General features: G+C 52.8%; 15 protein-coding genes and 1 pseudogene. 11 read left to right on the top strand and 5 right to left on the bottom strand.

Annotation, left to right across the window (positions count from 1 at the left end):
* Positions 1–61 precede the first annotated feature (61 nt).
* From F7231_RS13585 to argB, 10 genes and pseudogenes are all read left to right on the top strand, one after another.
* Positions 62–1468, top strand: coding sequence for a dihydrolipoamide acetyltransferase family protein (locus F7231_RS13585; protein WP_166692272.1), 1407 nt, complete (start codon positions 62–64; stop codon positions 1466–1468).
* 107 nt (positions 1469–1575) lie between these two features.
* Positions 1576–2106: a 5' nucleotidase, NT5C type gene (locus F7231_RS13580; protein ID WP_085413364.1), complete on the top strand. Its 531-nt coding sequence runs from the start codon at positions 1576–1578 to the stop codon at positions 2104–2106.
* A gap of 86 nt (positions 2107–2192) precedes the next feature.
* Positions 2193–3428 (top strand): ATP-dependent Clp protease ATP-binding subunit ClpX, encoded by a 1236-nt coding sequence (gene clpX, locus F7231_RS13575; RefSeq protein WP_085413365.1) that lies wholly within the window; start codon positions 2193–2195, stop codon positions 3426–3428.
* Positions 3429–3634: 206 nt separating this feature from the next.
* Positions 3635–4231: a hypothetical protein gene (locus tag F7231_RS13570; protein ID WP_166692271.1), complete on the top strand. Its 597-nt coding sequence runs from the start codon at positions 3635–3637 to the stop codon at positions 4229–4231.
* Between the two features lie 55 nt (positions 4232–4286).
* Complete coding sequence (locus F7231_RS13565) at positions 4287–4904, top strand: hypothetical protein (protein WP_085413367.1); 618 nt, start codon at positions 4287–4289, stop codon at positions 4902–4904.
* A gap of 138 nt (positions 4905–5042) precedes the next feature.
* Positions 5043–5786: an alpha/beta fold hydrolase gene (locus F7231_RS13560; protein ID WP_166692270.1), complete on the top strand. Its 744-nt coding sequence runs from the start codon at positions 5043–5045 to the stop codon at positions 5784–5786.
* A 159-nt stretch (positions 5787–5945) separates the two neighbouring features.
* Complete coding sequence (locus F7231_RS13555; protein WP_166692269.1) at positions 5946–7088, top strand: aspartate aminotransferase family protein; 1143 nt, start codon at positions 5946–5948, stop codon at positions 7086–7088.
* A 39-nt stretch (positions 7089–7127) separates the two neighbouring features.
* A pseudogene (locus F7231_RS27840) lies at positions 7128–7409 on the top strand (GxxExxY protein).
* A gap of 122 nt (positions 7410–7531) precedes the next feature.
* On the top strand, positions 7532–8494 hold the full coding sequence (locus tag F7231_RS13545) for an N-acetylornithine carbamoyltransferase (protein ID WP_166692268.1): 963 nt from the start codon (positions 7532–7534) through the stop codon (positions 8492–8494).
* 98 nt (positions 8495–8592) lie between these two features.
* On the top strand, positions 8593–9381 hold the full coding sequence (gene argB / locus F7231_RS13540; protein WP_166692267.1) for an acetylglutamate kinase: 789 nt from the start codon (positions 8593–8595) through the stop codon (positions 9379–9381).
* A gap of 97 nt (positions 9382–9478) precedes the next feature.
* On the opposite strand, the gene F7231_RS13535 is transcribed toward argB, so the two are convergent.
* A complete protein-coding gene (locus tag F7231_RS13535; protein ID WP_166692266.1) occupies positions 9479–11278 on the bottom strand; it encodes an acyl-CoA dehydrogenase in 1800 nt (599 codons plus the stop codon).
* A 255-nt stretch (positions 11279–11533) separates the two neighbouring features.
* Between F7231_RS13535 and F7231_RS13530 the strand changes: the two genes are divergently transcribed.
* Entirely contained in the window at positions 11534–12067 is a 534-nt protein-coding gene (locus tag F7231_RS13530; protein WP_085413373.1) for a DUF2911 domain-containing protein, read from the top strand.
* Positions 12068–12172: 105 nt separating this feature from the next.
* Here the strand turns inward: F7231_RS13530 and F7231_RS13525 are convergent, their stop codons facing one another.
* From F7231_RS13525 to F7231_RS13510, 4 genes are all read right to left on the bottom strand, one after another.
* Positions 12173–13075 carry a glycosyltransferase gene (locus F7231_RS13525; protein WP_166692265.1) on the bottom strand — a complete coding sequence of 301 codons (903 nt, stop codon included), beginning with the start codon at positions 13073–13075 and terminating at the stop codon, positions 12173–12175.
* 51 nt (positions 13076–13126) lie between these two features.
* Complete coding sequence (tamL, locus tag F7231_RS13520; RefSeq protein WP_166692264.1) at positions 13127–15484, bottom strand: translocation and assembly module lipoprotein TamL; 2358 nt, start codon at positions 15482–15484, stop codon at positions 13127–13129.
* 146 nt (positions 15485–15630) lie between these two features.
* Complete coding sequence (locus F7231_RS13515; RefSeq protein WP_166692263.1) at positions 15631–20757, bottom strand: translocation/assembly module TamB domain-containing protein; 5127 nt, start codon at positions 20755–20757, stop codon at positions 15631–15633.
* 252 nt (positions 20758–21009) lie between these two features.
* The gene (locus F7231_RS13510) at positions 21010–23502 is read right to left on the bottom strand and encodes a bifunctional YncE family protein/alkaline phosphatase family protein (RefSeq protein WP_374757378.1); all 2493 of its coding nucleotides are present in this window, start codon (positions 23500–23502) and stop codon (positions 21010–21012) included.
* Positions 23503–23514 lie beyond the last annotated feature (12 nt).

Below are 23514 nucleotides of genomic sequence, written 5' to 3'. Positions count from 1 at the left end.
GGTAATTGAGCAGCGCGACTTGACACCTGACATTTGACACCTGACCCTCAAAATCTCAAGTATGGCACTCATCGACATGGTTATGCCCAAAATGGGCGAGAGTATAATGGAATGCACGGTCATCACCTGGTTAAAGCAGGTTGGCGATCGTATCGAAGTGGATGAATCGGTTCTGGAAGTGGCTACGGATAAAGTAGATACGGAAGTGCCGGCCTCCCATACCGGTATATTGAAAGAGCGGCTGGTAAACGAAGGCGATGTGGTGCCTATCGGCCAGATCATTGCCCGGATAGAGATTGAACAGGAGGTTGGGGATCCGGCTGGGCCTGAGTCTGATCCTGCTCCGCTCGCCTCACGCGAGGAGGTGGGGATGGACGTCGCCGCCGTAAATGACAGTGACGAAGCTGAGGCGATCGAATCAGCTACGGCACTTGAGGCCAGTATTGGCTCCATGAGCACAAAGCCCGGTCTGCTGCCAGTAGCGGCTGGTCCGGCGTTCGAAGGGCGTTTCTATTCACCACTGGTGCTGAACATCGCCCGCGAAGAAGGTATATCCCGCGCCGAACTCGACACCATTCCGGGGAGTGGCTCAGACAACCGGGTTACGAAAAAGGACATGCTCGCTTATGTGCTCGACCGGGCCGAAGGGCGCAAAACTACGGCCGCAGCGCCGTCAGCTACTGCGCCGGCAGCTTCAACTCCCGTATCCTCAGCCCCCCGTCCAACTCCAGCGTCTGCGCCCGGATCTGCCAGCCTCAACGGTTCATCCGACATCATTCAGATGGACCGGATGCGGAAAATGATTGCGCAGCGCATGGTGGAGTCGAAGCAGACATCGCCCCACGTAACCTCGTTTGTGGAAGCAGACATGACGTCCATTGTGCAATGGCGCACGGCCAACAAAGATGCCTTTAAGAAGCAAACCGGCGAAAATCTGACCTATACGCCGATTCTGATCGACGCCGTAGTACGGGCCATCCGCGATTTTCCGATGATCAATGTATCGGTAGAAGGAGACACTATTTTGGTGAAGCGCAGCATCAACATTGGTATGGCGGTGGCTCTGCCATCGGGAAACCTGATTGTGCCCGTGATTCATGACGCCGCCCAGTACAACCTGACCGGACTGACCAAAAAAGTTAATGACCTCACCCGCCGCGCTCGTGAGAATAAACTTACCGCCGACGATCTGGCTGGTGGTACATACACCATCTCGAATATAGGTACGTTCGGTAACCTCATGGGTACGCCAATCATCATGCAACCGCAGGTGGCCATTATGGCGTTTGGGGCCATCGTGAAAAAGCCCGCTGTGATTGAAACACCGCAAGGTGACCTGCTTGGGATCCGACAACTCATGTTTTTAAGCCATTCGTACGACCATCGGGTAGTAGATGGGGCGCTTGGCGGTCAATTTGTACGTCGCGTCGCGGATTATTTCGAAGGCTGGAATGAGCCTGCTCTTTAAAAAAGGTTTGTGGTTTATGGTTTGAGGTTTTTCGTTGCGCTGCTTGCCAACCAACTGGTCAAGTAGCGGAGCAACCTTAAACTACGAACGCCAGACTTAGTTTCCCTATGAAAAAACGTATTTGCATTGATCAGGACGATGTGATGGCGAACACTCACGCCAAGCTCGTTCAGTTATACCTTGCCTCGGGCGCGCCGCGCTATGAGTTGGCCGAGCTACAGGAAAAGTCGTTCCAGGAGCTGCTCGACGATACTGAGCGTCAATCGATTCATGAACAGATTTTCGAACCGGGTTTCTTTGCCGACATCGATGTGATGCCGGGTGCACAGGAAGCGATTGTGGCGTTGCAGGATCGCTACGATGTGTTTGTGGCGACGGCAGCCATGGAATTTCCTAATTCATTTCGTGAAAAGTACGACTGGTTAGCGCGTTACTTTCCCACGATTCACTGGAAAAACATTATCTTCCTGGGTGATAAAAGCATTCTTGGTGCCGACTACCTTATCGACGATATGCCGTACAACCTGCATACGTTCAGTGGGAAGGGGCTGCTGTTCGATGCGCTCCACAACCGGGACGAAACGGCGTTTGAGCGCGTAAGGAGCTGGACAGACGTCACCAATTTATTATTATTCTGAATTGTTAACGAACGGTCCAACAAGCAGCTACAACAAGTCGTTGCAGGTATACACACATAACCATTCGTAACGCCCCTCCACGCGATATGCCACAAATAAGTTGCTCGTTTTGCGGTCGCCGTAAAAATGAAGTTCAGTTGCTGCTGTCGGGCATCGATGCGCACATTTGCAATCACTGCATTGAACAAGGGTTCGAGGTGGTGGTTGAAGAAACCCGCCCCAAGAAAAGCCAGAGTGCTGAGCCACCAGCACTGAACCTGATTAAGCCGCAGGAAATGAAGCGGTTTCTGGATCAGTACATCATTGGGCAGGATGAAGCCAAAAAAGTATTGTCGGTAGCGGTGTATAACCACTACAAGCGGCTGATGCAGCCAAAAACAGACGATGAGATAACGATCGAGAAGTCGAACATCTTGATGGTAGGCGAAACAGGAACGGGTAAGACGTACCTGGCCCGTACCATTGCCAAGATGCTCGACGTACCGTTCTGTATTGCCGACGCCACAGTAATAACCGAAGCCGGGTACGTTGGTGAAGACGTTGAAACGGTGCTGACCCGTCTGTTGCAGGCTGCCGATTACAAGATCGATCAGGCCGAGATGGGTATCGTCTATATTGATGAGATCGATAAGATTGCCCGGAAGTCAGATAACCCCTCAATCACACGTGATGTCAGCGGCGAGGGCGTACAGCAGGGGCTCCTGAAACTGCTCGAAGGGTCGTCTGTCAACGTACCGCCACATGGGGGGCGTAAACACCCCGATCAACGGCTGATTTCGATCAATACTGAAAATATTTTATTCATTTGTGGCGGTGCTTTCGACGGGATTGAACGGCACATTGCCAAACGAATTACGTCCCGCCCGATTGGTTTTTCGGACGAACGACGGCTGCATGCCAGCACCGATCGCAGCCATTTGATGCGGTATGTGTCGGCGCAGGATTTGAAATCGTTTGGCCTTATTCCTGAATTGCTGGGTCGTCTGCCCGTGTTGACGCACCTGGAGGCACTCGATCGTGAGGCGCTCTACCGGATTCTGACGGAGCCTAAAAACGCCATTACCAAGCAGTATGATAAACTGTTTGCCATGGACGACGTGACGGTGAAGTGGGATGACTCTGCCCTAAACTATATTGTTGATCAGGCACTTACTTTTAATTTGGGTGCCAGGGGTCTTCGGTCTATCTGTGAGTCGATCATTACGGATGCCATGTTCGAGTTACCCTCTCAGCCGGGCGAAAAAGAACTGGTGATCACTCATGATTATGCCTCCGAGAAGTTTAGCCGTACCGCCGCGTACGAGCTTCGGAAGGCCGCTTAAACTGGTCAAATTACACCAACTGCGTCGAGCCGTACTGGTTGTTCTGTCAAAGGGTTTACGAGCCTGTTGATATGCCAACCTGTGCGGCTCGACGCTTTCTGTTTGGGTGTAAACCGAATCCCATTCCGTCAGATGTTCACAACATTCAGCAGAGGTTCGTGTTAGGAGTCAGATAGCTTTAATTTCTCACTTAACACACGAACGTTATGAACACGTCGACCAAACACACATTATTGGCTCTTGCAGTAACTGCTTTCCTTGGCTCATGCAGCCGTCCGGTAGCCACATTCCAGCCGTCAAAAGCAGAACGTTTCTACTCGGCTCAAACCGCTACTACCCCAGTTGTAGCCCAGGAAGCTACCGTTAGTGAGCCTGTTGCTGTAGCTACCGAAACGGCAGCTTCCCCAGTGTCGACTCCAGCTACTGCCAACATCGAGCAGGCGCTGACAAAAGTAGAAGCCTTCGCATCGACGAAAGCAGACAAGGCTGATGCCCGTAAGCTGGAGCGTCGGATTACCAAGATCCGCGAAGTGCTGGCAACGTCGCCAGCGAAAGTTGAAGCCACCAACGGCGCAGCTAAAAAAACCACAATGGTGCAGCGTATGATGCTGAAGAGCATGGATAAGAAGATCCAGAAGCACTTGGCACCAGAACAGCCAATGCGTAGCAATACGCTGACAGCGGGTCTTGTGATCGGTCTGATTGGTATTCTGTTGCTGCTGCTTACTACGGGCGTTGCCTCTACACTTGGCCTTATTGCATTGGTAGTTGGTATCGTACTCGTTATTTTGGGCCTCGTTTAAGCCACGTTTCACCATTAAAAAAACAGCTTTAGCTTTATTAACTACGTACACGAGTATGAAACAACTTATCAATTCTGTCTCGCTCGCCCTGGCTGGTGCAGCCCTGCTTACTGCCTGCAGCCGCCCCGTGGCTACCTTCCAAAAGTCGCAGCCTGAACGTTTTTATTCGCAGCAAAAAACAACAGTACCCCCTGTTGTTAGCGAAGAAGTCGCTCCCGTTGCTGACGTAACTCCGGTTGCCGACGTACCTGCGGTTGCCTCAACGGAAGCTGTTGCTGTACCGGTTGCTGCTCAGACGAAACAGGCGTCGGAGGCGCTGGTTAGTTTGAAGGCTGCCAACGCAACGGATCGCCGGATGACAAAGCGGATTGAGCGGGCTGAGAAAATGCTGGCTGAAGCCAATCAGAAGTCGTCTACCCAGACGGTAACTACCACGAAGAAGGCGAATCTGATGGAGCGTATGATGCTGAAAAGCATTGATAAGAAGATTAAAAAGCACATGGCCCCAAAGGATACCAATGCCCTTACCGGCTACGTACGCCTGGGAGCCATCATTGCGCTGGCAGGTCTGTTGTTACTGCTGATCGGTAACGGTGTTGGTGCCACAATTGGCCTCATCGCCCTTATTGCCGGTCTTGTGCTAGTATTGCTGGGCGTGATAAATCAGGCTTAATTGCCCGTGATGCATTACCAGTACGCTTAGCGTAGAGCGATAAGCTCGAATTACCTGTTAATCGGGCGGTTTGTTGATTGGTTTAGCCAACACAAGCCGCCCGATTGCTGTTTAACGTCAACATCAATCTAACCCGTTATGACTAACCGCCCAACTCTTGTCCTACTACACGGTCATCCTCTAAGCCCAATGATCTGGGATTTCCTGTCTTCGTCATTAGCCGACGATTATGCCGTAGTGAAACCTGACCTCTCCCGGTTGACAAACCAATCTGATATTGATGCTTACGCAGATGAGCTACACGCGCAACTCAGTTCGTCTGATGTGGGGCCTTGTGTGCTGATTGGCCATTCGATGGGAGGCTACGTCGCGCTGGCGATTCTTGAAAAATTCCCCGATCGCGTGAAGGGGATCGTCTTGTTCAACTCAACGGCGTTTGCAGACCCCGATACCGACGAACAACGCCAGAAACGCGAAGACGCTAAAACCTTACTGGAAAAAGAGGGTGGACAGGCCTTCGTCGAGAAAAGCGTTCCTGGCATGTTCTCCGATGGGCATCGGGAAACGCTTGCCAATGAGGTTCTGCAACTGATTGACGTGCATAAAAGCCTGCCTACCGAAGCTATGTTGGCAGGCTTACAAGCCATACGTACCCGACCTGACCGGGTGCATGTATTACAAAAAGCAGCCATTCCGGTGCTCATCATTGCTGGCCGTGAAGATAAAGCCATTCCGTTCGGCCGATCGGAGGAACTGAAACAACAACTTCCCAACGCCGAATTTGTCGTGCTCGACCAGTCAGCTCATCTTGGTATGATCGAAGAGCCGGAGCAGTCGCTGCTGGCACTGAAGCCCTTCCTCGAAAAAATCAGCGTTGACTAACGGCATACGGACTTCAGTCCGTTCGGTGTAGTGAAGGGGATTGAAGTCTAGGTACGTTCGGTTTATATTATGAAATGGCTCTGGAAACAGAGTCATTTTTTATGCTCATGCCCTGTCAAAATCCGTATTTTTGCCGACTTATCACTAACCGTCGTCTGTATGTCCCAGCTATTCAACGTCTACCCACTCTACGATATCGAACCTGTTCGCGCGCAAGGCAGCTACCTTTGGGACGCTACCGGAACACGATACCTCGATCTGTATGGCGGTCATGCCGTTATTTCGGTGGGCCATACACACCCGCGGTACGTGCAGGCGCTGACTGACCAGTTGCACAAGATTTCGTTTTATTCGAACTCCGTGCACATCCCGCAGCAGCAGGAACTCGCCGATAAACTGGGTGAGCTTTCAGGCCATACCGACTACTCGTTGTTCCTCTGCAACTCAGGTGCCGAGGCCAACGAAAATGCGCTGAAACTAGCGTCGTTTCATACCGGCCGGAAAGGCGTTGTTGCCTTCACTAAATCGTTTCACGGCCGTACCGCCGGGGCCGTTGCCGCTACAGACAACCCGGCCATTGTAGCCCCCGTCAACTCAACGGAACATGTTACGTTCCTACCCTTCAACGGGGTTGATGGCCTCGAAGCGGGCATTACCACCAGCACCTGTGCGGTCATTGTGGAGGGTATTCAAGGCGTTGGCGGTATTCAGGTGGCTACCGATGCGTTTTTGCAGGCACTCCGCAAACGCTGCGACGAAACCGGGGCCGTTCTTATCCTCGACGGTGTGCAGTGCGGCTATGGCCGGACCGGCAAATTCTTTTCGCATCAATTTAGCGGTATCCGCGCCGACATCATCTCGATGGCAAAAGGCATGGGCAACGGGTTTCCCATTGGCGGTATCCTGATTGCACCTGAGTTCAAAGCTAGCTATGGGTTGCTCGGAACCACTTTTGGCGGGAACCACCTGGCCTGCACAGCCGCTATTGCTGTGCTCGATATCATGCGCGAAGAGGGTTTGATTGATAATGCCGAGCGACTGGGTACGTACCTGATGGACGGTATCCGGCAGATCGGCGGCTACAAAGAACTCCGTGGCCGCGGCCTGATGATCGGTATCGAATACGATTTTCCTGTTGAAGGACTCCGCCATAACCTGCTCTTTGGGCATAAACAATTCACGGGTGTAGCCGGCAAGAACACCATTCGCCTGCTACCTTCTCTTGCCCTGGGCACCGATGAAGCCGATCAGTTCCTGGAAGCGCTGAGCCAGGAGGTACAGGTTCACGCCGAGAAAATTTAATGAAATACAGAGGCGCAGAGACCACAGAGATGAATTCAATTGTCAGATCAGGTGATCGGCTGCGCTATACCTGTTCATCGTGACCTGAGGCCGGGGTTACTGAAGCCAGTTTATGAAGCATGTTTGAGTTATGAATTAGCGAAGGCAGGAATCGTTCATGAACGATAGAAAACGCTACCTATTCTGTACGATCAAGTGCAGCCCGAGACTGGTTACCGGATTGATCTATTTATGGATAACTGGTTGATTGGTGAGCTGAAAATGGTCGAATCATTACTTTCAATTCTTACGGCCCAAACGCTGAGACCTACTTTCGTTTAATCAACTATCGGTTGAGGTTCCTGATTAATTTTAACGTACCAATACTTGTCCAGGGTGTTAATAGAGTTGGTAATAGCTATTAACTCTGCGTTCTCTGAGACTCTGTGTTTCCCCCTTTTTCAATGCACCATTTCATCTCTCTAGCCGACGTCACGGATCTTGACGCGCTTATCCAGTCTGGCCGCGATGCCAAGGCTAATCCATTTGCCGACGAACATCTGGGCCATCATAAAACGATTGGGCTGTTGTTCTTCAACTCCAGCCTGCGTACCCGGCTAAGCACCGAGAAAGCGGCGCGCAACCTCGGCATGAACGTCATGACCCTCAACGTGGGGGCCGATAGTTGGGGACTGGAAATGGAAGACGGCGTGTTTATGAATGCTGATAAAGCCGAACACGTGCGGGAAGCAGCAGCGGTTATGGGGCGGTATTGCGATATCCTGGCCGTGCGCGCCTTTGCGGGGTTGAAAGACCGGGAGGCTGATTACAAAGAGCAGGTAATGACTCAATTTGCCAAATACGCGGGCGTGCCGATCGTGAATCTGGAGTCGGCCACGCGCCATCCGTTGCAATCGCTGGCTGACTGCATCACCATCGAAGAAGCCAAAACCAAGCCGAAGCCGAAGGTGGTATTGACCTGGTTGCCGCACATTAAACCGCTGCCTCAGGCGGTAGCCAATTCGTTTTGCGAATGGATGAACCCCCGCGCTGCTGCCGGTCAGATCGATTTTGTGGTGACCCACCCCAAAGGATATGAACTAGCCCCCGAATTTGTAGGCGATGCCCGGGTGATCTATGACCAGAATGAAGCTTTTGAAGGAGCCGATTTTATCTACGGCAAAAACTGGTCATCGTACACGCAGTACGGCCAAATGCTCACCGACGACCCATCCTGGGCCGTTACGATGGACAAGATGAATCTGACTAACAATGGTAAGTTCATGCATTGCCTACCCGTTCGGCGGAACCTGAAAGTAGCCGACGCGGTGCTCGACAGCCCCCAGTCGCTCGTCATTGAGCAGGCCGCCAACCGCGAGTGGTCGGCACAGGCAGTGTTGAAAGAAATTTTGCTGAACTTAAAATAGTTTGCTGTTTGAGGTTTACTGTTTGTCGTTGCTAATAGCACGATTCGTTGTCAGCAGCGCAATGACAAATAGTAAACTTCAACCGTCAAACTGATTCCATGAATCAGATCACAGTCCTTAAAATTGGCGGAAACATCATTGATAGTGCTACCGCTCTAACCCGTTTCCTGACTGCTTTCTCGAATCTGAGTGGTGACAGGGTCCTTATTCACGGCGGCGGAAAAATTGCGACGCAGATTGCCGAGAAACTGAACGTACCTACAACAATGGTTGAGGGCCGCCGCATCACGAATAAGCCCATGCTCGACGTGGTAACGATGGTGTACGGCGGTTTGGTGAACAAGCAAATTGTGGCCCAGTTACAGTCGCTTGGGGTCAATGCCATCGGGCTTACAGGTGCTGACGCTGGGCTTGTTCGCGCGACGAAACGCCCGGTAGGAGTGATCGATTATGGTTTTGTCGGCGATATCCAGGAAGTCGACTCGGGCCGCTTGCAGTCGTTTACGAGCCAGGGGCTGGTGCCGGTTTTTGCTCCGCTTACTTTTGATCCCACCGATCCAGGTACGTTGCTCAATACCAACGCCGACACCATGGCGCAGGCGTTGGCCGTCGATCTGAGCGGGCACAATCAGGTAACGCTGGTGTATTGCTTTGAAAAACGGGGGGTGCTGGCCAATCCAGACGATGACAACAGCGTAATCAGCCAGTTAACGCACGCCCTGTACGCTGAGCATAAAGCCGCTGGCAGCATCAATAAGGGCATGATTCCAAAACTCGATAACGCCTTTGCCGCCCTCGAAGCTGGCGTAGCGCGTGTCATCATTTGTCATGCTGACGAAGTAAGCGCCGCCCTCGCCGGCGAGGCAGGAACCGTAATTTTGGTTTGAGGTTTGATGTTTGAGGTTCGACGTTGCTCCGCTAACTAAACAGTACTGTGCTGTCAGCAGCGCAACGTCAAACCTCAAACAACAAACGTCAAACCGGTTACAACGCCAACTCCTTCGCCGATACGATGGTCAGCACTTCGGTGTCTTTAAGGCGAGCAGCAAGACCGAGTGTCTTGGGCACTTCGTAGTGGAAGAAGAACTTCATAGTGTGCAGTTTCCCCTCATAGAAAGCCAGTTCATCGCCCTGCGGATTCTGCGTCAGGATCGTTTGTTTGGCTACAAGGCCCTGCTTGAGCCACTGCCAGGCAACCACCACAATGCCCATCTGCTCCAAGAACAGTGTAGCATCGCTCAGGTAACGCTCGTAATCGCCCGCACCTGCATGGGGCGTCAGTGCCTGGAATACCTCTTGTATGCGGCCCAGTTCCGCTTTCAGGCTGGCGGCATACGTTTTTAATTCGTCGTGGTTATAGGCATCGGCAATGGTCTTGCCAATCTCCTGCATCAGCAACTGCGCCGCCTTGCCACCTTTCATGGTCATCTTCCGACCCAGTAAATCCTGCGCCTGAATGCCCGTAGTACCTTCGTAGATGGGCGTAATCCGAATGTCGCGGTAGAGTTGTTCCACCGGGAAGTCTTCCGTAAAGCCATAGCCGCCAAACGTCTGTACGCTCTGACTCACCGACTGCACGCCCATTTCGGAGGGGTACGTCTTCGCCATCGGCATCAGAATCTCAACCAGCAGCTTCGCTGTTTCCTGCTCATCTCCGTCGGCAGCATGGGCAATATCAAATTGCTTGGCGGCTTCGAGCAGCAGCGACAATGAACCCTCCGTAACGGCTTTCTGGAACAGCAGCATCCGCCGAACGTCGGGGTGGTTAATAATTGGCGTTTGCGGCGCGTCGAGGGCGTTTTTCTCGTTCAGGCGACGGCTTTGTGGCCGTTCGCGGGCGTATTGCAAGGCTGCATGGTAGGCCGCCGTGGCAATGCCCGCCGCAGTCATGCCAACGCCAATCCGCGCCTCGTTCATCATCTGGAACATGTAGGGGAGCCCCTGATGCGGCTGACCAACCAGGTACCCTACGCAGTCGTCGCGTTCGCCCATGGTCAGGTGCATGGCCGGCACACCGCGCTGCCCCATTTTGTGATACACCCCCGTCGACGTGACGTCGTTATCGACCTGCCCGCTGTCGGTCAGGCGGTACTTGGGTACTACAAATAGGGAAATACCTTTGGTGCCTTTCGGTGCCCCATCAATGCGGGCCAGCATCAGGTGAACGATGTTGCTCGCTGCATCATGGTCGCCCGCCGAGATAAATACTTTCTGTCCTTTTATCTTATACGAACCGTCGGGTTGCAGGGTAGCTGAGGTCATCACATCCGACAGCGACGAGCCGGCCTGTGGTTCGGTCAGTGCCATCGTGCCCTGCCACTCGCCCGCCAGCATATTGGGTACGTACTGGGCAACAAGTTCGTCGGTGCCGAATGAGGTAATCAGATTCGCCGCGCCCGATGTGAGGCCGGTGTACATCATGCCGTTGTTGGCGGCCATCAGGATAAAGCCGATACTCGAGCTGATGAGTTCGGGAAGTTGCTGCCCGCCGTTTTCGAATGAAAAACCGGCCCCAATCAGCCCGGCATCGCCCATGGCCTGAATGAATTCTTTCACCTTGGGGTGCACCGTCACCTGCCCGTTTTTAAGCTCAGGCTGGTTGCGATCTACCTCGCGCACGTACGGATGCATAAGCGTGTCGGCGATCTGAGCGGCCGAATCAATGGCCATATCGAACGTACCCCGGTCGTGGGCCGAGAAGTAGGGATACTTCGTCAGGTCCTGGGCCTGAAAGACCTCATGAAGCAGAAACTGGAGGTTGCGTTTGCTGAAGTAGGAAGACATGGAAAATTTAGTTTGATGTTTATGCGGTCCGCCGCTGCGGTTCGACGTTTGTTGTTGTGCTGCTTTGGTGACGGTGCCTGACAAGCAACGATAAACATCAGACAACAAACGCCAAACTTACAATAGTATGCGTGCATACTATTAGGTAAAAGTAAGAAAAACTAGTATTCCATGAGGAGGAATCTGCAAAAACCATATTGGTATGGATGTTGTTTACGTTTTGATGCTACATCACTAACCAATTCATTACAGATCATGAAACAGACTGTTTCGCTATTAGTGCTTCTCTTTTTTGCCCTGACTGCTTCCGTTGGCTATGCCCAGAATGCAAAGAGCCCACACGTCACCGCTGAGAGCCCAGACAAGAATATTAAGGTAGAATATGGCCAGCCATCGATGCGTGGCCGCGTTCTCTTCGGAAAGGAGGGCGTAACGTCACTCGAAAAATATGGTAAGCCCTGGCGGACTGGTGCCGATGCAGCTACCGAGATCACGTTCAAAAATGACGTGATGTTTGGTGGCAAAATGGTGAAAGCCGGTAAATACACGCTGGTGACGATCCCTAATGAAAAAGAGTGGTCGGTTATTCTGAACACCGTCCTGGGTCAGTGGGGCGCCTACGACTACGATAAGCACGTTGACAAAAACATACTGGAAGTAAAAGTGCCCGCCGGAACGACCAAAGCGCCGGTCGAAAAACTGACCATCACACCAACCAACAGTAGCCTGGCTATTGCCTGGGGTGGAACCATGATTACGGTGCCTGTGATGAACCACGGCAAAATGTAACAACGTACCTAACAAACGGTCAATGTCGTTTGTCAGCGCGTCCAAAAAATCCCCGGTCATGCACGGCCGGGGATTTTTTATGCTTTCGTAAAGGGCAACGGTGGTTTACTTCCGGAGCTTATAGTTTTTCCATTCGCCAAAGCGGTACTTCAGTCGATCTTCAATGAAATAGACAACCCGTTCCTTAAGGCTTAGCTTATAATGAATCTTGGCCGGGTCAAAATCGTAATTTCCGTTTTCAATCCAATTGTTCATAACCGCGGGATGACTCCCCTCGAAGCGCCTGACACGAGATATATTGTGATAGTCGTGTAGCTTAGGTGTAGTTGACAACTCTTCCTCAACGGTTCCTGCATGGCCGTAAAACGTGGCGAAAAAGGCTCCCTTCAGGTACATTTGCTCGGGTGGACGTACGTAGCTATAGTGATGAACCGGAATAGGCACGTATTGAACGTAGAGCTTTTTGCCTTTCTCGCCTTGTAGATACGTTTCATAAGATAGGTAGCGTCTAAACCCCTGCGAATCCCTGTAGGCGAAGGCATTGATGCCATTACGAAACACCCGAATTTCTTTCTTATGCTGCTTTCTTGTATTGTTTAGGTAATCATAGCTGCCGTAAAAATTCAGAAAGTCAAAGAGTAACCCATCAATTGATCGATTGTCATGTGCAGCCAGAATTGCCTGTTTGATTGTTGGTAAGTCGTTCTCATGAATCACTTCGTCAGCCTGGATATGGAATAGCCAGTCGCCTGTGCATTCACGCAACGCTGTATTTGCTTGAAGCGCAAATATTTTACCATTCTGACGCATCGTTTCATCCCAAACGGTATCAATAATACGGATACGTGAATCACCAAGCGCTTCGATTGCTTCACGAGTGCCATCTGATGAATCGCCAACCGCTATAATAAATTCATCGCATATAGGCAGAACAGACTGAATAGCAGCTAAGAAAGGATATTGATACGTGAACCCGTTACGAATGTAAGAGAAGCCACTTATTTTCATGATTGGTGGATATTTACTTGCATAGAAATACGTATGCAAGATAACCACAAATCAGAATGGATAACCTACCGCGATGTTCAGGATGAGGTTTTCACGACGCCAGGCCCGGCTACCAAAATCAATCTGATTTAGCACCCAGCGCTGTCCTTCAGGTAGATAGGGCTTTTGGAACGGTGTGGCTAAATCGGCCCGGACCAGAAAGTACGATAGATCGATGCGTAAGCCAACGCCACCGCCAATGGCTAATTGCTTAATAAAGTCTTTGCTGAATTCTGAACCAGGACCGTAGGTAGATGCATCAGAGTATGACCATACGTTCCCGGCATCTATGAAAGCGGCTAACTGGAAAAGGGAACCGAGTTTGGCCCGTAATTCGGTGTTTACCTCTAGTTTAACGTCCCCACCACCATCTTGAAAGAGCACCTGACTGCCAACATTGGAGAACGTTCCCGGCCCTACAGCGCGTGGCCTGAATGCCCGAACACTATTAGCCCCTCCTACGAAGTATTGCCTCACAAAAGGAAGTTCGGCCGAATTGCCGTAGGGAATGCCAACTCCGCCGAAGAAGCGGTTAGCCCAAACTAGCGATTTGTTTAACTGAATGTAATGTCGGCTATCAAGATCTACACGGAAAAACTGCGCAAAAGGAACCTCGATGATGCGTTTGTAATCTAATGAATCTGCCTTCACGAATAAGCCAGCCAAGTTACCGGCTGGTTCAACATTTAATGTCCACCGGTTACTGTATTTGCGGTTTGCGTTCGGCAGCGAATTTATGTTCAGCGTGTATAGGCTACTTAAAATAAGTTGGTCTTCAATAAGCCGTACAAAAGGCCCGGAAGTTTCAGGATCGCTAAGGGCTTCAAAGAATTTGGGCCCGAAATTAAAGCTGTGTACATAGTTGATATTTATTGGATTAAAGGAATGCTCAACTCGATTGCTAGTACGGAAGGCATATCCAAAAGAGGCCCGTAACGAACTGAGGTTGTACAGCGAATCGCGTTGGAGGAGTTCGTAGCCAAGTGATATGTTCGTTTTTGGTAAAATCTGACGGCGGTCGTACCGAATGGTGAATGGCGCAACCAATCGCGGAAAGCTTAGGGTCGCATCGGCCCCATACCGGTAGTTTGTGACGCCACGCCCGGCCGCCCCGATCTGCAAGTCGATACCCGCCGTAGCATTCAGATTAAGCTGTTCAGCCCGTCCGAAAACGTTTCGGCCAATCCAGCCGACAGTCAGCAACGTACCTGCGAGGTTGTTGGAGCGGGAGTTGCCCGATACTTCAAGCCGAACCGATTTGCGGGGTAGGGGTGTGAGGTAGTAGTTTACGTCGAACAACGCTGAGTCGCGGCCATAGCGGCCCACAGGCTCAAAGCGATTGCGGACATACTTGAACGTACCCAGATTCACCAGTCGGGACAGCGACAGATCCTGCGCCCGACTGTTATACCGTCGTCCAGGCCGTAAGCTAATTACGTCGTTGAAGAGTTGCGGCTTGAATACTCGCCCTGAATCAACGATAAAGAAACGACGTAAGGACTTGCCGGTGTCGGCGGGGTTGATTACCTCGGGGCGATAAGCCTCGGCCCGGTTTGTATCGCGGCGAGCCGTACGAAGCGTGTAATTGGGGTATATATAGATGTTACGAATGTAGTAGGGAATCTTCGCCGCCTCCGGAATGTCAGGCTTGATGGCTACGTAGAACCGCGTTTTGTGGTCGCCTACTGCAGTGTCGGCCAGGATGGCAACGTAGTCGGGCAGGAAGTAGTAGAAACCGCGCTGTTTCAGAGCATCGGCGATGCGTTGCTGTTCTGATTTGAGTACGTCAAGTAAGAACGGATTGCCAGCCTTCAGAAAGGTGCGGGGCGACGCGTTGAACATGGCCCGGGCCACCAGTGTAGAATCACCAATGAACGAAACCGAATCGATCAGGTAGCGTTGGGGAACCTGTGCCGTATAGCGGGCCTTTGTCTGGTAGCTGTTTATATCCACAAACTCACCACCAACCTGCGACCGGAAGTACCCTTCATTTTCAAGGACATTGGCCATGAGCGCGCTGTTAGCGGTCAATCCCCGAGCCGACGCCAGTACGGGTGCTTCGCCGAAACGGCGGCGCAGGCTGGCTTTAAAACCAGTCTCTTTTTTTGGCTCGCCAATAAAATAGTACATCGCCACTTTATAGGGGAAGCCAAATAGCCGCTTGTTGGGGCGGGGTCTGGCCAACTCCGAGAGCTGATCTTTCAACCGCGATTTCTCGTCTTTGGTAATGGTTGAATCGGTGTTCAGAACGAAGTCAGCACCAACGTATAGTTTTTCCCCGGCAGGCAGTTTTTTCGCAACGTTACAGCCCTGAATAAGCAGCACGCTACACAAAAAGGTGACTAGCTGGTATGAGTGAATGGTCTTCATGAATGGAAAAGGCACTGAATTTGAACGTGGGATTTGGATAAAGTACCGGGTACGTTGTCGGCATTTTGTGTTTGCCAACGTGAATCAGGTAGCTGGTGCCTTGTCAAAGAACACAGCGTCGATCACGCAGCAAACACAAAATCGCACTACTCGACTTCCTCCTCTTTTCGCCGTCTGACCAGTTCGGCCAGGGTATTAAAATCAACGGTGATAACGAAGCCCACGCCGGTTTCGATTACAAAACCTTCGAGAATGGTTCGTTCGGTGTTACTACGGCGATACGCGCGCAAGGCATAGCGTCCATCACGGGTAAGGTTGTAGTTCAGGTTCAGGTTATCGAAAACGGCGTTGTTATTCTGCGCCGCCCGCACATCCTGTGAGCCTTCGACCAGGAAGTTCTTCCCGACCGAGACCGTAAGCCGGCCCTGAAGGAAACTCCTTGACAAACCGATGTTCAGGTCGGTGCGGTTCGTGCCTGCATTGCCACCCGTTTGTGCAGTCCCACTCCGGGAGTTCAGCCCCACATCCAGATCAACGCCTTTGATGAGCCCGGACGCAAACTGCTGCAACTGCTGACTGATGATCTTGCTCACGCTGCTGCGGGCAATGTTCTCGGCAGCGTCGCCTACGTTGAATTCCGATGATGACCCACCCGACGACTCCGAGATGAAGTTGCCTAGAATAAGCAGCCCGAATACCTGCTTATTCATCTGATTCTGGTCTTCGCGTAGAGTTGCCAGTTTGGTCGATACTAAATCAGAGGCGTTGCCCAGCCGGGATAGCGTTTCGCGCGGAGCGATGATATCGAAGCCGATATTGGGTGCGGCCAGATTACCACTCAGCGTCAGGGCTACGTTGTAGGGCAAGTTTATCTTGGTGGTCGAAGCCGTCGCGTTCGTCGATTCACTGGCGATCAGGGCGTCGGAGGTTGTCCGGGCTTCGTAGATGGCGGTCAGATTCAGGTCAGCCTTAAGCGGATCGCCCGTGAAGTTAATGTAGCCCCCTTTCTGGAGTTTAAACTCCCGCTGCAGCACTTGATAGGTCAGCGAGTAGCTACCTTCTGTTACTTCATACCGACCCAGTACCGACACATCACCACTTGGCTCAACCGTTACGGCCAACTGGGCATTGCCCCGCGCTTTCAGGTTATCGCCGTTCAACTCATCGACAATAATCGTAATCTCCGACCGGTCATCGGCTTCCAGCGTCAGGTTAATTGTCGAATTATTCAGCTTTTCGAACTGAAGCGGTGCCAGCACCGAATCTGGTTTGGGACGCAGGTATTTGCTGAGCGCCAGTGTATCAGAGTGGTCGATGAAGGTAACCGTTTGGCGGGCGTCGTTCAGGCTGGCCTCATCGCTGGGCAAGACCGTGGTTACTTTACTGCCCTCTTCCAGCTTCACCCCGCCAGTGATCGCCGGAGACGAACCCGTGCCAACAATGTGAAGGTTAGCCGACACCGACGCTTGTCCGTAGAAGAAGTCATTGTCTTTACGGGCAGCATTCAGCGCCAGAAAATTTTTGGCCCGCACCCGGAGGTCATAGGCAATGTCAGGAATATTTTTCAGCTCAACGCGGCCGTCGGTAGTCAGGGTCCGGCCCAGCGTGTCGCGGAGATTGAAATCGGTCAGAGTCATGGTCTGACCCGCCAGCCGAATGCGTTCCTGATCGATGCGGTACGTAGCATTTAGCCGCTTGATGTTAAACGCCACCGAGTCGAACGAGATACCGCCGTTGAGGCGCGGGTTGGCTACTGTTCCCTGAATATCGGTCTCGCCCCGCAACTGCCCTCTGGCCCGCCGTAGTTCGCCAAAGCTGAACGCCTCAATCGTTTTAGCGTCGAGCCGGTTCAGTTTCAGGTAAAAATCGAGTGCTTCTTTCGGGTCATTGGGGTCGTAAAAGCCCGAGACTTTCACGTCATTGGTGGTGCTCAGGAGGGTTACGTTTACGGCAATACGATCGCCTGAGGCATTGGCAAAGTCGCCATTGAGCGTACCAATCGGTTTGTCCATCACGCGGAGGCTGTCAATACGCAGATCACCCGTAAACGAAAGCGGTGTACCGCCCGGCGGCGACATATAGTCGCGAACCACTACATTGCTGTTCAACGTACCCGCCGCCAGGGTTGTGTCCTGATTCGCCAGACTCGCCAGGTCGCTCAGGTTTACGTTGCGGGCCTCAACGCGCAAGGGGCCATTAGCAACCGGCTCAACGCTATTGACACTGATGGTTTGCCCGCCCTGCCTGAGTATGAAGTTCTGGGCTAATACGCCCTTGGTGCCGTATTGCAGGTAACCCGTTGTGTCAGAGGTCCAGGTTCGGTAGTTGGTCAGCAGACCGCGTTGCCCAACCTGCAGCCGGTAGTTGTTGTCAACCAGCGACACCAGTCCGGCCAGGCCGTACCGGTCTTTGTTGACCGAATCTTTATTGACTACGGCAAACGAGAACCGGTTATTGGCGGCCGAGCCGGTGAGCTGCGTCAGGCCGATTTTCAGGCTATTCGTTTGTAGTGCGTTGAATTGCCCAGCTACGCTCAACTGATTATTGTAGGCCAGCAAAGCCAGCGATGATCCTTTTACGACGATGGTGTCGTAGTCGACAAGACCAGTTTTGATGGTTGCCGCAAAGGTGGTATCGCGGGTGTTGTCAAGGTAGGCGTTCAGCGAGACGGGTTCGAGTTTGCGCAGTGCCGGTGCAAATGCCTGCAGGAGTGGGTGCTGCCGTACCTGTCCCTGCACGTAGAAGCTGTAGGGCGGCTTAACGGTTTTGTAGGTGAGATCCGGAATCTTGAAATAGCGCCCAATCTCACTGGCCACGATGTCGTATAGCTGCGTGTATTCAAATTGGCCGCTGAGTGCCAGTTGCCCAAACGGTAATCCCAGCACCAGCGTTTTCCGGTTGGGGTTCATGGTACCGGCCTTCAAGTACAGCGTATCGATGGGGTAGTTTTTGCCTTTCAGACTCACCACCGCGTCGTTGGCATAAATAGTTCCTTCGGGCCGAACCGGGTCGGTCGAGGTCATAGCAAGTCTGATATTCCCTTTCAGCGAGAGCGGATCGGCGTATAACTTCAATTTGTCGAGGTTCAACTCCCGGATATTAATATCGCCGGCAATCGTGGGGTAGGCTGTTTTCAGGCCCACTTTCGTATCCAGCGTGAGTTGGGCGTTCGGGTCATTGATGCCACCTTTTAGGGTCAGTTCGCCGTTCACCAGCGAGCCATTCACGTCCGCATTTTTGTACGAGTAGCCGTTCAACCCTGCTTCATCGACCACCGCGCGGAAGTTGGTTTGCATCGTAGCCGGGTCAAGGCCGCGGCCGTTCACTGCCGCCCGGGCCGTGATCGTACCATATTGCTTCGGATTCATCAGCCACTTGCCCGCCTCGAACTTGTTTAGTACCGCTTTACCCGCATAGGATTGCCCTTTACCTGCGTAGAAATTGCGCAGGGAGCCGTCAAATGCGGCAGTCCCCCAGTTTGTTGCCAGTCGGGCATCGGTTGTCAGGTTGTTTAACGTACCCCGTACCGTGCCGGTTAGCTTCAGTTCCGGGGCCAGGGCCACCGAATCGGGTAACGTACCTGGCGGCAGCATCTTTTTCAGGTCGGCGCGATTGGTGCGGGCGTCGGTTAAGGTTAGATCGAGGCCCAGCCGATCGGGGTTGGTTACGTTGGTCATCCGGCCGCTGGCTTTGAGTACTGTGCCCGAAAACATGGCAAACTCAGCCTTTGGAATCCGGAGGTCGGCTAGTGTACCGCGCAATTGTGCATCAGCCCTGACAACCTCATTGCGGTTCCCTGCCAGCGGTGGCGTGTCGGCCAGGAAAGGAGCTAGCTGGAGCACATCGGCAAAGGCGAGCTTACTTTGCCGCAGGTTAAGCAGCACCTTTACCCGATTCAGGTTTTTGCCTTCTGTAGCGCGGGTAAGTTGCCCCAGCGAATCATAGCGCAGTTCGAGACGGTCGCGCAAAATGGTGTTTGGCGTACGGATAAACAGGTTGGTAAGCAGCGTAGCTTTTTCGCCATAGAGCAGATCAACGTCGAAATGTTGTAACACGAACCCACTTTTGTCTTTAAACTTACCTTGTCGAATTTGCCCCGATATGGCTTGTGGACTGTACAGCAGATTGCGGCCTTCGATCCCCAAACCGCTCATGTCAAGGTGGCCATAGTCGAGGCCACGAGGCTGCCGGGCCTGCGTCTCATCATCGAAGCGGATCCGGTTGTTCGAGAATTTCGCGGAGCCGATCTGGGCGATCCAGCCAACGGGTTGGGCTTCCTCGGCTTTTTCTTTCGCTTTCAGTACAGGATCAGCCTGTTGAATAGCCACCGCTGCATCCTGAGATCGGGCCTGCTGTTTGGCTCGCTGCGGACGGAGCAGGGTCGTGGTAATATCGCCGTTGGCCATTGCCAGCGATTTAATCCCCACCTTCTCACCGTTGAGATGAAAGTAATCGCTTTCCATGGCCAGCTTACCCACCTTACCCGTCGTCGCAAAATCAGCTGTCTCTATGCGAACATCCCAGAGCGCGCGGGTCAATTGCCATGTTCCCAACCCAAGCGTGAGGGTATCGCCCGGTTTCGATGGAGCCGAAGGTGGGGTGGGAATGCCTTCATAGATTCGGCTCTTTACACTCAGACCATCGGCTGTAACGTTTTGAATAAGGTACCGTGACCGGGCCACATTGACCTCACTGAAGTTGACGTGCAGACTGTCTACGTAGGCGTTCACGTTGGCGCCAGCCACGTCGTCCTCGTAACGGATCAGCACCTTACGGAGGTTAGCGCCCACCAGACTAATGTCTAATGGCGTTGATGTCGTGTCGGCTTCGGGGGCAATCTTATTGGCCAGACTGGCCGTATCGGGCTGGGCCGTATTGAAGGCATCCAGTATGTAATTGAAATTAAATGCCGTGTCGGGAAGGGTGCGGGTTACATGTAGACTAACCTTCTCCAATTCAATTTGATTGATGGAAATTTTGTTCTGCAACAGAGCCATCATGTCGAGATCGACACGCATTTTTTCGCCCAGGAGAAGCGTGTCGCCCTGGGGCGTCTTGAAAAACACATCTTCCAGTTCGATCCAGTCCGGGATGCGATACCTGATGTGGCCAATGCGGAATGGTGACTTAATTTTTTTGCCCAGATAGCTATTAACCTGCTGGGTAACAAAGTTCTGTCCCCAGGTTGTAGTCGCCACAACCGTGACGAAGCCAGCTACCAGCAGAATGAGAGCCAGTATAACAAGACCGGTTGTTACCAAAAATCGTTTCACGAATAGCGTCGAGTGTGTGAAGTAGTTACCATATGATATAACGCGAAAAAGGGGACGCGTGTTATTGCCCGGCAACCTAACGTACCTGTCTAGACGTTTAGTTGTGAACGACGTATCACAGACTTGAATCCGTTGATGTAATGGACAAAACGGACTAAAGACCGGGGTACAGCAAACTGAAAAAGCGTCTGCCGCTTAGCAAAGTAAGCAACAGACGCCCTTATATGCACCGTAAACGGCTTGTAAAACTACTTAATCGTCCTCGTCCTCGTCGGTATCGCCTTGTCCGATACGAACGAAAGCACCCCGGCGAGGGGCAGGCATCACACTCGTCGAGCCCCGAACGGTCTGCCAGACGATCTCGCTGAAAATCAGGTCATCGATCTCGTCGGGGCGGGTCAGGTTGAAGAGCGACGACCGTCTTGAGTTGTTGTTCACAGCTACATTCCGCTGGTTCAGGTCAATGCCTGCTTCGCGAGCTATAAACGGGGTAAGGGTCGGCGTTTTGTTGAAACAGCGCCACATAGGGGTTGCGGCGGCATCATACTGGCTCATGGGTTTCAACCCCAGAATCAGCTCGATCGTGCGCAGCAGTCCCGACGTTGAATACATCGTGTGATCGACAAAACCGCGCTTTACGAAGCCGCCAGCCACAAAAGCAATCGACCGGTGCGCATCTACATGGTCGGGGCCGTTCTGGGCATCGTCTTCCAGAATGAATATCACCGATTCGTTCCAGATGGGGCTTTTCGAGAGGTGCTCTACAAATCGACCTACCGCCAGGTCGTTATCGGCCACGGCCGCGTCGGGCGTGGGTAAGCCAATGCGGGCTCCCGATGTGTGGTCGTTGCCGAACCGGACGGTCGATAAGCGGGGTACGTTGCCCGCGGCTACCAGCGCATCGAAATCGGTCTCCCAGGCGGCCTCCCGCTTCACATCCATATACCCAAGGTTGTAGCCTTTGAAGGCCGGGCAATAGTGCCCTTCCAGGGTTTTGATGTTAGGTTTGTCGTCGTCGGCGAACCAGCCGTAGCTACGAAACGAGACGCCCGCCCGCTTGCAGTGATCCCAGATGAAGCCATCGCGCGGATGGGCAATTTCTTTCTGTCCTTCGTAGTCGTAGGTGCCACCCCGCCCGCCATAGCTGGTAACCCAGTTTTTCTCTACATAATCGTTGGCATAAGCCGCCGATGACCAGTTGTGCCCGTCAGCACTGACTTCGGCATCGACGTAAAAGTTGTCGAGTAGCACAAATTCTCGTGCCAGCGCGTGCTGATTCGGAGTGACTTTCTGCGGAAACAGACAGAGTGACGCATCGCCGTTGCCTTCCGGCATATCGCCCAGAATCTGGTCGTACGTGCGGTTCTCTTTGATGATGTAAAAGACGTACTTGATCGGCGATGATTGCCCTTTGCCAATTCGCATGGGGATGGGATTGCCCACTTCGCCTTCCGATTGAAGTTCCTTCCGCTTCGTGTAAGGCGTGTTGGCATACACTAGCCGCGAGTAGGCCGCCAGCGTAGCCGGTTCCGGCTTACCGGCGTCGGGTACGTCGATGATCGAGAGGGTACCTTTAAACAAGCCGGCGATATACTCGACCGGGCCGGGGTTGGCCTGCGGATTGGGGCCTACCTGCTGCGGGGTACGTGTTCTGACGGGGTTGGGGCCCTTTGGGTTGGCCTTCGAGGAGAACCCTTTACCGTTGGTGACGAACAGCGTTGGGCCAATCACTTTCACTGCCGTTGGATACCAGCCAGTCGGAATGAACCCACTGGAGAGGCTATGCCCTTTCCGTGACACATCGAACACGGCTAGGCAATTGTTGTCGGCGTTGGCAATATATAGGGTGTTTTCATCGTCGCTCAGGGCCAATCCGTTGGGAGTAGTGCCTACGGGCGCATCCGGAAAGAGGGAGGCGGTCAGCGTTTCGATCACCTGCCGCCGGGCTACGTCGATCAGGGCAACGGTATTATCGTTTCCGTTGGCAACGAACAGGTATTTTCCATCGCGGGTCAGCAGCAGATCATTGGGGTTTTTATTGGTGGCAATCCGGGCAATAGGCTGGAGGGTGTTGGCATCAATGACCGCCACGCCAGCCCCGCCCCAGAGCGATACATATAGTTCCTGCTTGTTGGGCGACAGCAAACAAGTATAGGCCGCCGCCCCCACGTTTAGTTTGCGGATTACCTGGCGGCTCTTCGTGTCGGCCATGTACACCGAGCTGTCTTCTTTCGTTACAACATATAGTCTATCCTTTCCGCTATCGACACAAAGGCCGGCCGGCGAAATCTTAACAGGCCACGGTTTGCCCAACACAATGGGCTGGCCGGGCACCAACTGCCTGTTTTCGATCCGGTAAGTCAGCACCCGGTTGTCGTTTCCACCCGAGGCGTATAGGGTCGTTTCGTCGTCGCTAAACGCCAGACCAACGTAGGCTTTGGCCACTTTGGCGGTGTCCAGGATCTGCCGTGAACCCGCGTCGATCAGGGTAATGCTTTGCGTGCTTTGGCCATTGTTGGTGATTGCGATAAGCTTTTTCGAGGGCGACACTACCATGGTCAGTGGCAAGTCGTCGAGGTCGAGGCTGCTGCCGGGCGGGGTCAGCGACCAGCCGTTCGGCAGGTTGATCCGTTTGTCGGCTAGTTGTTTATACACCGCTGCACCTTCGGCCGATTGGCTGGAACTGCTCGTGCGCTGGCAACTGGTGTGTAGCAGCATCAACAGGACACCTAGTCCGACAGACATACTGGGTAGCTT

Source organism: Fibrivirga algicola, assembly GCF_011742925.1.
Taxonomy (GTDB): domain Bacteria; phylum Bacteroidota; class Bacteroidia; order Cytophagales; family Spirosomataceae; genus Fibrella; species Fibrella algicola.
The sequence above is the reverse complement of the archived record's forward strand: the minus strand, read 5'-3'. Positions and strand labels throughout refer to the sequence as shown.

What these genes read in the sequence shown, in the direction of transcription:
- F7231_RS13585 (WP_166692272.1), top strand. Translation starts at nt 62, where the DNA reads ATGGCACTCATCGACATGGTTATGCCCAAAATGGGCGAGAGTATAATG.
- F7231_RS13580 (WP_085413364.1), top strand. Translation starts at nt 1,576, where the DNA reads ATGAAAAAACGTATTTGCATTGATCAGGACGATGTGATGGCGAACACT.
- clpX (WP_085413365.1), top strand. Translation starts at nt 2,193, where the DNA reads ATGCCACAAATAAGTTGCTCGTTTTGCGGTCGCCGTAAAAATGAAGTT.
- F7231_RS13570 (WP_166692271.1), top strand. Translation starts at nt 3,635, where the DNA reads ATGAACACGTCGACCAAACACACATTATTGGCTCTTGCAGTAACTGCT.
- F7231_RS13565 (WP_085413367.1), top strand. Translation starts at nt 4,287, where the DNA reads ATGAAACAACTTATCAATTCTGTCTCGCTCGCCCTGGCTGGTGCAGCC.
- F7231_RS13560 (WP_166692270.1), top strand. Translation starts at nt 5,043, where the DNA reads ATGACTAACCGCCCAACTCTTGTCCTACTACACGGTCATCCTCTAAGC.
- F7231_RS13555 (WP_166692269.1), top strand. Translation starts at nt 5,946, where the DNA reads ATGTCCCAGCTATTCAACGTCTACCCACTCTACGATATCGAACCTGTT.
- F7231_RS13545 (WP_166692268.1), top strand. Translation starts at nt 7,532, where the DNA reads ATGCACCATTTCATCTCTCTAGCCGACGTCACGGATCTTGACGCGCTT.
- argB (WP_166692267.1), top strand. Translation starts at nt 8,593, where the DNA reads ATGAATCAGATCACAGTCCTTAAAATTGGCGGAAACATCATTGATAGT.
- F7231_RS13535 (WP_166692266.1), bottom strand. Translation starts at nt 11,278, where the DNA reads ATGTCTTCCTACTTCAGCAAACGCAACCTCCAGTTTCTGCTTCATGAG.
- F7231_RS13530 (WP_085413373.1), top strand. Translation starts at nt 11,534, where the DNA reads ATGAAACAGACTGTTTCGCTATTAGTGCTTCTCTTTTTTGCCCTGACT.
- F7231_RS13525 (WP_166692265.1), bottom strand. Translation starts at nt 13,075, where the DNA reads ATGAAAATAAGTGGCTTCTCTTACATTCGTAACGGGTTCACGTATCAA.
- tamL (WP_166692264.1), bottom strand. Translation starts at nt 15,484, where the DNA reads ATGAAGACCATTCACTCATACCAGCTAGTCACCTTTTTGTGTAGCGTG.
- F7231_RS13510 (WP_374757378.1), bottom strand. Translation starts at nt 23,502, where the DNA reads ATGTCTGTCGGACTAGGTGTCCTGTTGATGCTGCTACACACCAGTTGC.